Below are 13,367 nucleotides of genomic sequence, written 5' to 3' on the forward strand. Positions count from 1 at the left end.
CCGTCACCGGCGGCGTAGCATCGGCGGCGACGAAACCGTTCTTTAACAGACCGTCCAGTGAGGCGGAGAAGGAGGTTCGCGTGGTTTCCCCTGCCCTCAGGCAGACTGAGGAAGACCCGTCGGGCAAGCAGATCATCTCCGGCGACGACATCGGCCGGATCCTCGACCGGATCGCCCACCAGATCCTGGAGAAGACCAAGGGCGCCCCCGACACCATGCTCCTGGGCATCCCCACCCGCGGCGTCGCGCTCGCCGGACGGCTCGCCGACCGCATCCGCCGCTTCGCCGACCTCGACGTCCCCGCCGGCACCCTCGACATCACGCTCTACCGCGACGACCTGCGCCGCAACGCGCTCCGGGCTCTCGGCCCGACCGAGCTGCCGCCCGGCGGCGTCGACGACCAGCGCGTCATCCTCGTCGACGACGTCCTCTACTCCGGACGGACCGTCCGCGCCGCGCTCAACGCGCTCTACGACCTCGGCCGCCCCGCCAGCGTCCAGCTCGCGATCCTCGTCGACCGCGGCCACCGCGAGCTGCCCATCCGCGCCGACTACGTCGGCAAGAACATCCCGACCGCCCGCGACGAGAACGTGGCCGTGCGCCTGACGGAGTACGACGGATTCGACGCGGTGGTCCTGACCGGAGGCCGGGAGCGATGAAGCACCTGCTCACCACCAAGGAACTGACCCGCGACGAGGCCGAGCTGATCCTCGACGTCACCGAGCAGATGGCCGAGGCCGTCACCGGCCGCGAGGTCCCCAAGCTCCCGGCGCTGCGCGGGCGCACCGTCGTGAACCTCTTCTACGAGGACTCCACGCGCACGCGCACCTCCTTCGAGACCGCCGCGAAGCGCCTCTCGGCCGACGTCGTGAACTTCGCGGCGAAGACCTCCAGCGTGAACAAGGGCGAGAGCCTGCGCGACACCGCGCTCACGTTGCAGGCCATGGGCGCCGACGCGGTCGTCATCCGCCACCCCGCCGCGGGCGCCCCGCAGCGGCTCACCGAGTGGCTCGACGGCGCGGTCCTCAACGCCGGGGACGGCACCCACGCGCACCCGACGCAGGCGCTGCTCGACGCGTACACGATGAAGCGGCGCCTCGGCGGCATCGAGGGCCGCACCGTCGCGATCGTGGGGGACATCCTCCACTCGCGCGTGGCCCGCTCGAACGTGTGGCTGCTGTCGAAGCTCGGCGCGAACGTGCGCCTGGTCGGCCCGCCTACCCTGCTGCCCAAGGACATCGACGAGTGGCCGGTGGAGATCGGCTACGACCTCGACGCGTCCCTCAAGGGCGTCGACGCGGTCATGATGCTCCGCGTGCAGCGCGAGCGCATGCACGCCGCGTTCTTCCCGACCGCCAACGAGTACGCGCGCCTCTACGGCCTCGACGAACGGCGCATGACGCTCCTGCCCGACCACGCGATCGTCATGCACCCCGGCCCGATGAACCGCGGCATGGAGATCGCCGCGACCGTGGCCGACTCGCCCCGCGCCACCATCACCGAGCAGGTGACCAACGGCGTGTGGGTGCGCATGGCCGTCCTCTACCTGCTGCTGACGAACGGAGAAACCCGGTGACCGACCTCCTGATCAAGTCCGCCGACATCGTCGGGAAGGGACGGCAGGACGTCCTCGTCCGCGACGGCCGCGTCGCCGAGATCGGCTCCCTCACCGCCAAAGACGCGCAGATCGTGGACGCCGACGGCCTGGTGCTCTTGCCCGGCCTCGTCGACCTCCACACCCACCTGCGCGAGCCCGGCCGCGAGGACGCCGAGACCGTCTACTCCGGCACGCGCGCGGCCGCCAAGGGCGGGTACACCGCGGTGTGCGCCATGGCCAACTCCTACCCCGTCGCCGACACCGCCGGCGTGGTCGAGCAGGTCGCCGCGCTCGGCAAGGCCGCCGGGTACGCCGACGTGCAGCCCATCGGCGCCGTCTCCATCGGCCTCGAAGGCAAGCAGCTCGCCGAGATCGGGGCGATGGCCCACTCGGCCGCGAAGGTCCGCATGTTCTCCGACGACGGCCACTGCGTCTCGGACCCGATCCTCATGCGCCGCGCCCTCGAATACGTGAGGACCTTCGGCGGGCTCATCGCCCAGCACGCCGAGGAGCCGCGCCTCACCGAAGGCGCCCAGATGAACGAGGGCGCCGTCTCGGCCGAACTCGGCCTGCCCGGCTGGCCCGCCGTCGCCGAAGAGGCGATCATCGCCCGCGACGTGCTCCTCGCCGAGTACACCGGCGCGCGCGTCCACTTCTGCCACGTCTCCACCGCGCGCAGCGTCGACATCATCCGCGAGGCGAAGGCCCGCGGCGCCAAGGTCACCGCCGAGGTCTGCCCGCACCACCTCCTCCTCACCGACGAGGCCGCGCGCACCTACGACCCGGTCTACAAGGTCAACCCGCCGCTGCGCCGCGAATCCGACGTCGCGGTCCTGCGCGGCGCGCTCGCCGAAGGCGTCATCGACGCCGTCGCCACCGACCACGCGCCGCACGCCCCGCAGGACAAGGACTGCGAGTGGGCGGCCGCCCGCCCCGGGATGCTCGGCCTGGAGACCGCCCTGTCGATCACCGTCCTCGCCCTCGGCGGGCCCGCGGGCGCCGACTGGGACGCCGTCGCCGAGCGCACCTCCCGCACCCCCGCGCGCATCGCCGGGCTCGAAGCGCACGGCCGCGACCCGCAGCCGGGCACCGAAGCGAACTTCACGCTCGTCGACCCCGCCGCGACCTGGACCGTCGTCCCCGAAGGACTCGCGTCCCTGTCGCGCAACACCCCCTACGCCGGGATGGAACTCCCGGTCACCGTCCAGGCGACGTTCCTCAGAGGACGCGCCACCGTACTCAACGGCAAGATCGAAGAGGAGACGACCGAATGAGCAGCAGGGCACCCGCGATCCTCGTGCTTGAGGACGGCCGCGTCTTCCGCGGCGAGGCGTTCGGCTCCGTCGGCGAGACCTTCGGCGAGGCCGTCTTCAGCACCGGCATGACCGGCTACCAGGAGACCCTCACCGACCCGTCCTACTACGGCCAGGTCGTCGCCCAGACCGCGCCGCAGATCGGCAACACCGGCTGGAACGACGAGGACGACGAGTCCCGCCGCATCTGGGTCGCCGGGTACGTCGTCCGCGACGCCTCCCGCATCACCTCCAACTGGCGGGCCAAGCGCGGCCTCGAAGACGAGCTCGCCTCCCAGGGCGTCGTCGGCATCTGCGAGGTCGACACCCGCGCCCTCACCCGCCACCTGCGCGACAAGGGCGCCATGCGCGTCGGCATCTCCTCGCGCACCACCGACGCCGAGGAGCTCCTCGCGAAGGTCCGCAACACGCCGCAGATGGCCGGCGCCAACCACGTCGGCGCCGTCACCGCCTCCGAGCCGTACACCTATCAGGCCAAGGGCGCCGCGAAGTACACCGTCGCCGCCATCGACCTGGGCATCAAGCGGAACACGCCCCGCCGCCTCGCCGAGCGCGGCATCACCACCACCGTGTTCCCCGCGTACGCCGACGTCGACACGGTCCTCGCCGACGCCCCCGACGCCGTGTTCCTCTCCAACGGCCCCGGCGACCCCGCCACCGCCGACCACCAGGTCGCGCTCACCCGCGAGCTGCTGCGCCGCCGCGTCCCCGTCTTCGGCATCTGCTTCGGCAACCAGATCCTCGGCCGCGCCCTCGGCCTGGAGACCTACAAGCTGAAGTTCGGCCACCGCGGCATCAACCAGCCCGTCCTCGACCGGCACACGAACAAGATCGAGATCACCGCCCACAACCACGGATTCGCCTTGAAGGCACCGGAATCGGGCGAGTTCTTCGACACCGAGTTCGGACGCGTCCAGGTCAGCCACGTGTGCCTCAACGACGACGTCGTCGAAGGGCTCACCTGCCTCGACGCCCCCGCCTACTCCGTCCAGTACCACCCCGAAGCCGCCGGCGGCCCGCACGACGCCGACTACCTGTTCGACCGCCTCGTCGAACTCATCGAGACCACCAAGGGGGCCAAGGCAGATGCCTAAGCGCGACGACCTCAAGCACATCCTGGTCATCGGATCGGGCCCCATCCAGATCGGCCAGGCCTGCGAATTCGACTACTCCGGCACCCAGGCCTGCCGCGTCCTGCGCGAGGAGGGCCTGCGGGTCACCCTCGTCAACTCCAACCCGGCCACGATCATGACCGACCCCGAGTTCGCCGACGCCACCTACGTCGAGCCGATCACCACCGAGGTCATCGAGCAGATCATCGCCAAGGAGAAGCCCGACGCGATCCTCGCGACCCTCGGCGGCCAGACCGCCCTCAACGCCGCCGTCGGCCTCCACCAGGCCGGCATCCTCGACAAGTACGGCGTCGAGCTCATCGGCGCCGACATGGACGCCATCCAGCGCGGCGAGGACCGCCAGCAGTTCAAGGAGGTCGTCCTCAACGTCGGCGGCGAGGTCCCGCGCTCCGCGGTCTGCCACTCCATGGACGAAGTCCGCGACACCGTCAAGGACCTCGGCCTCCCCGTCGTCATCCGCCCCTCCTTCACCATGGGCGGCCTCGGCTCCGGCATGGCCCACACCTGGGAGGACGTCGACCGCATCGCCGGGAACGGCCTCGCCGAGTCCCCCACCACCGAGGTCCTCATCGAGGAGTCCGTGCTCGGCTGGAAGGAGTACGAGCTCGAACTCATGCGCGACCGCAACGACAACGTCGTCGTGGTCTGCTCCATCGAGAACGTCGACCCCATGGGCGTCCACACCGGCGACTCCGTCACCGTCGCCCCCGCGATGACCCTCACCGACCGCGAGTACCAGCACATGCGCGACGTCGGCATCGCCATCCTCCGCGAAGTCGGCGTCGACACCGGCGGCTGCAACATCCAGTTCGCCATCGACCCCGCCACCGGGCGCATGATCGTCATCGAGATGAACCCGCGCGTCTCCCGCTCCTCCGCGCTGGCGTCCAAGGCCACCGGCTTCCCGATCGCGAAGATCGCCGCGAAGCTCGCCATCGGCTACACGCTCGACGAGATCCCGAACGACATCACCAAGGCCACCCCGGCCGCGTTCGAGCCGACCCTCGACTACGTCGTCGTCAAGGTCCCGCGCTTCACGTTCGAGAAGTTCCCCGGCGCCGACCCGACCCTCACCACCACCATGAAGTCCGTCGGCGAGGCCATGAGCCTCGGCCGCACCTTCCAGCAGGCCCTCCAGAAGGCCCTGCGCTCCACCGAGACCAAGGCCGCCGGGTTCTGGACCCGCCCCGACCCGGCCGGCGCCACGCTGGAGAACACGCTCGAAGCGCTCCGCACCGCCCACGACGGCACGCTCTACACCGCCGAGCGGGCCCTGCGCCTGGGCGCGTCGGTCGCGGAGGTCCACGAGGCCTGCAAGATCGACCCGTGGTTCCTCGACCAGGTCGCCCAGCTCATCGAGCTGCGCGACGAGATCGAGGCCGCCGCCGTCGCCGACGCCGCGCTCCTGCGCCGCGCCAAGCGCGCCGGGTTCTCCGACGCCCAGATCGCGGCCCTGCGCCCCGAGCTGGCCGGCGAGGACGGCGTCCGCCGCCTGCGCCACCGGCTCGGCATGCGCCCGGTCTACAAGACCGTCGACACGTGCGCCGCCGAGTTCGAGGCCCACACGCCCTACCACTACTCGACCTACGAGGAGGAGACCGAGGTCGCGCCCTCGAACCGCCCGAAGGTCATGATCCTCGGCTCCGGGCCCAACCGCATCGGCCAGGGCATCGAGTTCGACTACTCGTGCGTCCACGCCGTCCAGGCCCTGCGCGCGGTCGGCTACGAGACCATCATGGTCAACTGCAACCCCGAGACCGTCTCCACCGACTACGACACCGCCGACCGGCTCTACTTCGAGCCGCTCACCTTCGAGGACGTCACCGAGGTCTACCACGCCGAGCACGAGTCCGGCACCGCCGCGGGCGGCCCCGGCGTCATCGGCGTCGTCGTCCAGCTCGGCGGCCAGACCCCCCTCGGCCTCGCCGAGCGCCTCCAGAACGCCGGGCTGCCCATCGTCGGCACCTCCCCGAAGGCCATCGACAACGCCGAGGACCGCGGCGTCTTCGGGCGCCTCCTCGACGACCTCGGCCTCGTCGCCCCCGACGGCGGCACCGCCACCTCCTACGAGGAGGCCCGCGAGGTCGCCGCGCAGATCGGCTACCCCGTGCTCGTCCGGCCCTCGTACGTCCTCGGCGGCCGCGGCATGGAGATCGTCTACGACGAGGCCACCCTCGCCGGGTACATCTCCCGCGCCACCGAGGCCAGCCCCGAGCACCCGGTCCTCATCGACCGGTTCCTCGACGACGCCATCGAGATCGACGTCGACTGCCTCTGCGACGGCGAGGACTTCTACCTCGGCGGCATCATGGAGCACATCGAGGAGGCCGGGGTCCACTCCGGCGACTCCTCCTGCGCGCTCCCGCCGATCACCCTCGGCGCCGGCGTCATCGAGCAGATCCGCGACTACACCGCGAAGCTCGCCTTCGGCATCGGCGTGCGCGGCCTCATGAACGTCCAGTACGCCCTCAAGGACGAGCAGCTCTACGTCCTCGAAGCGAACCCCCGCGCCTCCCGCACGGTCCCGTTCGTCTCCAAGGCCACCGCCGTCCCGCTCGCCAAGGCCGCCGCCCGCATCGCGCTCGGCGCCAAGATCGGCGAACTGCGCTCCGAAGGGATGCTCCTGCCCGAAGGCGACGGCTCCGACGCCGGACCCGAGGTCCCCATCAGCGTCAAGGAGGTCCTCCTGCCCTTCAAGCGCTTCCGCACCGTCGAGGGCTCCGGCATCGACGCCGTCCTCGGCCCGGAGATGAAGTCCACCGGCGAGGTCATGGGCATCGACTCGTCCTTCGGCCTCGCCTTCGCCAAGGCCACGCTCGCCGTCTACGGCAAGCTTCCCACCTCCGGGAAGGTCTTCGTGTCGGTCGCCGACCGCGACAAGCGCGCCATCGTCTTCCCGGTGCGCCGCCTCGTCGACCTCGGCTTCACCGTCTACGCCACCGAAGGCACCGGCCTGGTCCTCAAGCGCCACGGCATCGACTTCACGCCCGTCGCCCGCCACTCCTCCGGCGAGGCCGTCGACGCCGTCAGCCTCATCGCCTCCGGCGACGTCGACCTGGTCATCACCACGCCCTCGGCCTCCCCGGGCCCGCGCACCGACGGCTGGGAGATCCGCTCCGCCGCCGTCGTCGCCGACGTGAGCTGCGTGACCACCATCCAGGGCGCCGCCGCCGCCACGCAGGCCATCGAATCGGCCTCGCGCGGCGAGATCCGCGTCGCCTCCCTCCAGGAGCTCCACCGGCGCCTGCGCGGCGCCGAGCGGGCCGCGGCCTGACAGCGATCACCGGGTGAGCGGACGGCCTGTAGCCGTTCCGCTCACCCGGTGAATTGACGTATACAGGAAAGAACATGCTGTACCAGAATCTCGCCCGCCCCGTCCTGTTCCGGATCGGCCGCGGGGACGCCGAGCGGGCGCACGACTTCACGATGCGCTGGCTGACGCGCCTGTCCGAACAGCGGCAGGTGCGCAACGCGCTCATCAAGGCCAACCGCCTGAGCGCGCCCGTCACCGTCTGCGGCATCCCCTTCCCCAACCCCATCGGCCTCGCCGCGGGCCTCGACAAGAACGGCGTCGCCGTCGGCGCCTGGCCCGCCCTCGGCTTCGGCTTCGCCGAGATCGGCACCGTCACCGCCCTGCCCCAGCCCGGCAACCCCCAGCCGCGCATGTTCCGCGCCAAGCAGTCCCAGGCCATCGTCAACCGCATGGGCTTCAACAACGAGGGCGCCCAGGCCCTCGCCGCCCGCCTCCAGGCCAGCCCCGCCGTCGACTGCCCCCTCGGCATCAGCATCGGCAAGTCCAAGGCCGTGCCCCTCGAAGGCGCGATCGACGACTACCTGACCTCGCTGCGGTTCCTCTACCCGTTCGCCGACTACATCGCCATCAACGTGTCCTCGCCGAACACGCCCGGCCTGCGCCAGCTCCAGGACGCCGGCGCCCTCCGCGCCCTCCTCGGCGCCCTGCACGCCGAGGGGGTGCGCCTGGCCGCCGGGCGCCCGACCCGCCCGATCCTCGTCAAGATCGCCCCCGACCTCACCGAGCCCGCGCTCGCGCAGCTCCTGGGGGTGTGTCTCGAATCAGGGGTCGCCGGGGTCATCGCCACGAACACCACGCTCGGGCGCGACGGGATCATCCCCGCGGAGGACGCTGTCGCCGCCGAGCCCGGCGGCATGTCCGGCAAGCCGCTCACCCTCGTCTCGCGGGAGATCGTCCGGTTCGTCCACCGCGAGACGAACGGGCGCCTGCCCATCATCGGCTCGGGCGGCATCATGACGCCCGACGACGCCCAGGCCATGTTCGACGCCGGGGCCAGCCTCGTCCAGATCTACTCGGGGCTCATCTACAACGGCCCCGGCGTGGTGCGCGGCAGCGCGCGCCGCTACCGCAAGACCGTCCGACGCCACCAGTCCGCAGCCCACTCCTGATACGAGGAACCATGTCTACCAAGGAATTCGGCGCCCGCGCCTTCCGTCTCGCCCAGGAGCGTGGCCCGCTGTGCGCCGGGATCGACCCGCACGGGTCGCAGCTGCTCCAGTGGGGCCTCGACGACGACCTGGCCGGGGCCGAGCGGTTCGCCATGACGCTCACCGAGGCCGTGGCCGAGCGGTGCGCGTTCGTCAAGCCGCAGTCGGCGTTCTTCGAGCGCTTCGGCTCGGGCGGCGTCGCCCTCCTCGAACGCGTCATCGCCGCGGCCCGCCGCGCCGGGGCCCTCGTCATCCTCGACGTCAAGCGCGGCGACATCGGCTCCACGATGGCCGCATACGCGCAGGCGTACCTCGACCCGGCCTCGCCGCTCGCGGCCGACGCGATCACCGTGAGCCCCTACCTGGGGACCGGCTCGCTCCAGCCCGCGTTCGACACGGCCGCCGCGCACGGCAAGGGCGTGTTCGTCCTCGCCCGCACCTCCAACCCCGAGGGCAAGTACGTCCAGATGGCGAAGCGCCGCGACGGCCGCTCGGTCGCCCAGAGCGTCATCGACGAGGTGGGCGAGCGCAACGGCGAGGCCGACCCGATGGGGTCCTTCGGGATCGTCATGGGCGCCACGATCGGCGCGTGCGCGAGCGAGGGGGAGGCCCGCCTGCGTGAGTCGACTTACGGAATCACCCACACCACCGTGAGCCAACGTGACTCCGCTCACGACCTCTCCCAGTTCAACGGGCCCATCCTGGTCCCGGGCATGGGCGCCCAGGGCGGGCGCCCCAGTGATCTTCCGCGCGTCCTCGGGCCCGCTACGAAGTTCGCAATACCGTCCTATTCCCGACAAATCGCGCAGCCGGGCCCTGCCGCGGCGAGCATTCGCACCGCCGTCGAGGCGTTGCAGGAGGAATGCCGCGCCGCGATGGGGGAATGAACCGCCGGTTTTCCGGCCCGAAATTTGCCCGACCCCCGGTCGCAGGCGTGTCGGTAGGTGGGGTTACCGTCTCCGAGCTGGGTATGCTTTGGCGATACCCGCACGTCAAGGTCCACAGGGACGAAACCATCGACTGCAAGGAGACCCCGTGCCGCTCCCTAAACTGACTCCGGAACAGCGCGCAGCCGCCCTTGAGAAGGCGGCGGCGGCCCGCAAGGCCCGCGCCGAGCTCAAGGAGAAGCTGAAGTCGGGCGAGACCACCCTGGAAGCGGTCCTCAAGTCCGCTGCCACCGACGACATCTCCGGGAAGATGAAGGTCTCGGCCGTGCTCAAGGCCCTCCCGGGCATCGGCGACAAGCGCGCCACCCAGATCATGGAGAAGCTCAAGATCGCCGACTCGCGTCGGCTGCGCGGCCTGGGCGAGCACCAGCGCGCCGCGCTTCTGGATGAATTCAAGGGCGACCAGGCCTAAGTTCGGGTAGTAGTAGTCGCGTGAGCATCGATCACCACCACGCCGCCCTCGCCCAGCGACTGACGGTCCTCTCCGGCCCGTCCGGCGTTGGCAAGGGCAGCGTCAAGGCACTCATCCAGGAGTACTACCCGTGGGTCTGGCTCTCCGTGAGCTGCACGACCCGCAAGCCGCGTCCTGGTGAGGTCGACGGCGCCGACTACCACTTCGTGTCGACCGAGCAGTTCGAGTCGATGATCGCCGCGGGGGAGTTCCTTGAATGGGCCTCCTACGCGGGGAACCTCTACGGAACCCCCCGCGGCCCGGTCGAGGAGCGCCTGCGCGCCGGACTCCCGGCGCTGCTGGAGATCGAACTGCAAGGGGCCCGCCAGGTCCGCCGGGCGATGCCCGACGCGCAGCTGGTGTTCCTGGCCCCGCCGTCGTGGGACGAGCTCGTCCGCCGCCTCACCGGGCGCGGGACCGAGGACGCCGCGACCATCGCGCGCCGCCTGGACGCCGCGCGCGAAGAGCTCGACGCCGAATCCGAGTTCGATCACACAGTCACGAACGTGTCGATCGAGCAGGCGGCCTCCGAGCTGGTAGAGTTGCTCAGTTCTCCGGCCATCGTAAAGTCCGGAAGCTTCTGAGCATCCAAGTCGTACACGAAGGACAACACGTGTCAGGGACTGTCGCCGACCCCGTCGGCATCACCAACCCGCCGATCGACGACCTGCTGAAGAAGAGCCAGTCGAAGTACCAGCTGGTCATCTACTCGGCCAAGCGGGCCCGTCAGATCAACGCCTACTACTCGCAGCTCGGCGAGGGCCTGCTGGAGTACGTCGGTCCGCTCGTCGAGACCACGCCCGAGGAGAAGCCGCTGTCGATCGCCATGCGCGAGCTCGACAAGGGCCTCCTTGAGACGAAGGCGTTCGACGACACCGAGAATTAGGCGGCGACGTTGAGCAGTGGTCCCCGCCCGCGCGGGGGTAGCTCGATCGTCCTGGGCGTGTCGGGCGGCATCGCCGCCTTCAAGGCGTGCATCCTGCTCCGCCTCCTCAAGGAGTCCGGCCACGACGTGACCGTGATCCCGACCGAGGCGGCGCTCAAGTTCGTCGGTGAAGCCACCTGGGAGGCCCTGTCGGGCCGCCCGGTGGCTTCCGGCGTGTTCTCGGACGTCTCCGAGGTCAAGCACGTCAGGCTCGGCCGCGAGGCCGACCTCGTCGCCGTCGTCCCGGCCACCGCCGACCTGCTCGCGCGGGCCGCGCACGGCCGCGCCGACGACCTGCTCACCTCGACGCTGCTCACGGCGACCTGCCCGGTGGTGTTCGCTCCGGCGATGCACACCGAGATGTGGCTGCACCCCGCGACTCGCGCGAACGTCGCGACGCTGCGCGAGCGCGGCGCCCACGTCGTCGAGCCCGACTCGGGCCGCCTCACCGGCGCCGACACCGGCCCCGGACGCCTGCCCGAGCCGGAGTCGCTGTTCGCGCTCCTCAAGGGCTTCTTGACCTCTCCGGCCCGTGACCTGGCGGGCCGCAAGGTCCTCGTCACCGCCGGGGGCACCCGCGAGCCGATCGACCCGGTCCGCTTCATCGGCAACCACTCGTCGGGCCGCCAGGGCATCGCCCTCGCCGCGGCGGCCGCCGCGCGCGGCGCCGACGTCACGCTCATCGCCGCGCACATCGACGCGCCGCTGCCCGCCGGCGTCCGCGTCGAGCGCGTCGGTACCACCGCGGAGCTCCACGAAGCCACGGTCAAGGCCGCCGCGGAGGCGGACGCGGCGGTCCTCGCCGCGGCTCCCGCGGACTTCACGCCGAAGGAGGCCTCGGACCGCAAGCTCAAGCGCAAGGGCGACCTCGACCTGGCGCTGACGTCCACGCCGGACATCGCCGCGGCCGTCGGCCGGGCCAAGCGCCCCGGGCAGGTCCTCGTCGTGTTCGCCGCGGAGACCCACGACGGCCCCGAGCACGCGAAGGCCAAGCGCGAGGCGAAGGGCGCCGACCTGGTGGTGCTCAACGACGTGTCGGGCGGGGCCGTGTTCGGGAAGGCGGAGAACTCCGTCACGGTGTTCGACGCGGCCGGGCCCGTCGCCGCCCTCGACGAGGCGTCGAAAGAACTGGTCGCGGACGCGATCTGGGACGCGGTGGCCGCCCGGCTCCCGCTGGATGGACGCGACTGACACCTCCCCCGCGCAGCGAGGCGGCTTGGTGGGATGATCTTGAGCGCATAGACTTGTGAGCTGCGAAGTCAGTCGAGGAGCGCCGCTGGGCGGCGTCGAATGGTTATGAGGAGTGCCGTGGCACGTCGCCTGTTCACCTCCGAGTCGGTCACCGAAGGCCACCCGGACAAGATCGCGGACCAGATCTCGGACGGGATCCTGGACGCCCTGCTGTCCGAGGACCCCACGAGCCGCGTCGCGGTCGAGACCCTCATCACCACCGGGCAGGTGCATGTCGCGGGCGAGGTGACGACCCACTCGTACGCGGACATCCCGCGGATCGTGCGCGACACGATCCTGCGCATCGGCTACGACTCGTCCAAGAAGGGCTTCGACGGCGCCTCGTGCGGCGTGAACGTCTCCATCGGCGGGCAGAGCCCCGACATCGCGCAGGGCGTCGACAAGGCGTGGGAGTCCCGTGTGGACTCCGCCGCGAACGACGAGCTCGACCTCCAGGGCGCGGGCGACCAGGGCCTCATGTTCGGCTTCGCGTGCCGCGAGACCCCCGAGCTGATGCCGCTGCCGATCGCCTTGGCGCACCGGCTGTCCCAGCGCCTCACCGAGGTCCGCAAGGACGGCACCGTCCCGTACCTGCGCCCCGACGGCAAGACCCAGGTCACCATCGAGTACCAGGGCAACAAGCCGGTGCGCCTCGACACGGTCGTCGTCTCCAGCCAGCACGCGCCCGACATCTCGCTGGACTCGCTCCTCGCGCCCGACGTCGCCGAGCACGTGATCGCCCCGGTCGTCTCCGGGCTCGACCTCGACATCGACGACTACAAGCTCCTGGTCAACCCGACCGGCCGCTTCGAGATCGGCGGCCCCATGGGCGACGCGGGCCTGACCGGCCGCAAGATCATCGTCGACACGTACGGCGGCTACGCCCGCCACGGCGGCGGCGCGTTCTCCGGCAAGGACCCGTCGAAGGTCGACCGCTCCGCCGCGTACGCCGCCCGCTGGGTCGCCAAGAACGTCGTGGCCGCCGGCCTCGCCGAGCGCTGCGAGGTCCAGGTCGCCTACGCCATCGGCAAGGCCAAGCCCGTCAGCGTCGCCGTCGACGCCCAGGGCACCGAGACCGTCGACCCGGCGCTGATCGAGAAGGCCGTCCTGGAGGTCTTCGACCTCCGCCCGGCCGCGATCATCCGCGACCTCGACCTCATCCGGCCCATCTACTCCAAGACCGCCGCGTACGGCCACTTCGGCCGCGAGCTCCCCGAGTTCACCTGGGAGGCCACCGACCGCGCCGCGGCCCTGAAGGAAGCCGTCTCTTAGCGGCCCTCGGCTTCGCGCCGGGTGCCTCCGACGTCGGG

12 protein-coding genes are annotated in these 13,367 nt (G+C 71.0%); all 12 read left to right on the plus strand.

Annotated features, from left to right (window positions below):
- Positions 1-80 precede the first annotated feature (80 nt).
- The 12 genes from pyrR (at position 81) to metK (ending at position 13,329) form a co-directional block, all read left to right on the plus strand.
- Positions 81-659 (plus strand): bifunctional pyr operon transcriptional regulator/uracil phosphoribosyltransferase PyrR, encoded by a 579-nt coding sequence (gene pyrR / locus B0I28_RS14930; protein WP_106364628.1) that lies wholly within the window; start codon positions 81-83, stop codon positions 657-659.
- Entirely contained in the window at positions 656-1,576 is a 921-nt protein-coding gene (locus B0I28_RS14935; RefSeq protein WP_106364629.1) for an aspartate carbamoyltransferase catalytic subunit, read from the plus strand. The genes pyrR and B0I28_RS14935 overlap by 4 nt, the downstream gene beginning before the upstream one ends.
- Positions 1,573-2,871 carry a dihydroorotase gene (locus tag B0I28_RS14940; RefSeq protein ID WP_106364630.1) on the plus strand — a complete coding sequence of 433 codons (1,299 nt, stop codon included), beginning with the start codon at positions 1,573-1,575 and terminating at the stop codon, positions 2,869-2,871. The genes B0I28_RS14935 and B0I28_RS14940 overlap by 4 nt, the downstream gene beginning before the upstream one ends.
- The gene (gene carA, locus B0I28_RS14945) at positions 2,868-4,004 is read left to right on the plus strand and encodes a glutamine-hydrolyzing carbamoyl-phosphate synthase small subunit (protein WP_106364631.1); all 1,137 of its coding nucleotides are present in this window, start codon (positions 2,868-2,870) and stop codon (positions 4,002-4,004) included. The genes B0I28_RS14940 and carA overlap by 4 nt, the downstream gene beginning before the upstream one ends.
- The gene (gene carB / locus B0I28_RS14950) at positions 3,997-7,317 is read left to right on the plus strand and encodes a carbamoyl-phosphate synthase large subunit (RefSeq protein WP_106364632.1); all 3,321 of its coding nucleotides are present in this window, start codon (positions 3,997-3,999) and stop codon (positions 7,315-7,317) included. The genes carA and carB overlap by 8 nt, the downstream gene beginning before the upstream one ends.
- 74 nt (positions 7,318-7,391) lie before the next feature.
- Positions 7,392-8,465: a quinone-dependent dihydroorotate dehydrogenase gene (locus B0I28_RS14955; protein WP_106364633.1), complete on the plus strand. Its 1,074-nt coding sequence runs from the start codon at positions 7,392-7,394 to the stop codon at positions 8,463-8,465.
- 11 nt (positions 8,466-8,476) lie between these two features.
- The gene (gene pyrF / locus B0I28_RS14960; protein ID WP_106364634.1) at positions 8,477-9,391 is read left to right on the plus strand and encodes an orotidine-5'-phosphate decarboxylase; all 915 of its coding nucleotides are present in this window, start codon (positions 8,477-8,479) and stop codon (positions 9,389-9,391) included.
- Positions 9,392-9,539: 148 nt separating this feature from the next.
- On the plus strand, positions 9,540-9,863 hold the full coding sequence (gene mihF, locus B0I28_RS14965; protein WP_030156658.1) for an integration host factor, actinobacterial type: 324 nt from the start codon (positions 9,540-9,542) through the stop codon (positions 9,861-9,863).
- Between the two features lie 20 nt (positions 9,864-9,883).
- A complete protein-coding gene (gene gmk, locus B0I28_RS14970) occupies positions 9,884-10,486 on the plus strand; it encodes a guanylate kinase (RefSeq protein ID WP_106364635.1) in 603 nt (200 codons plus the stop codon).
- A 29-nt stretch (positions 10,487-10,515) separates the two neighbouring features.
- Entirely contained in the window at positions 10,516-10,788 is a 273-nt protein-coding gene (rpoZ, locus tag B0I28_RS14975; protein WP_106364636.1) for a DNA-directed RNA polymerase subunit omega, read from the plus strand.
- A gap of 9 nt (positions 10,789-10,797) precedes the next feature.
- Positions 10,798-12,018 (plus strand): bifunctional phosphopantothenoylcysteine decarboxylase/phosphopantothenate--cysteine ligase CoaBC, encoded by a 1,221-nt coding sequence (coaBC, locus tag B0I28_RS14980; RefSeq protein ID WP_106364637.1) that lies wholly within the window; start codon positions 10,798-10,800, stop codon positions 12,016-12,018.
- A gap of 117 nt (positions 12,019-12,135) precedes the next feature.
- Complete coding sequence (gene metK / locus B0I28_RS14985) at positions 12,136-13,329, plus strand: methionine adenosyltransferase (protein WP_106364638.1); 1,194 nt, start codon at positions 12,136-12,138, stop codon at positions 13,327-13,329.
- The last annotated feature ends 38 nt before the right edge of the window (positions 13,330-13,367 follow it).

It is taken from the genome of Glycomyces artemisiae, from assembly GCF_003002955.1.
GTDB lineage: Bacteria > Actinomycetota > Actinomycetes > Mycobacteriales > Micromonosporaceae > Glycomyces > Glycomyces artemisiae.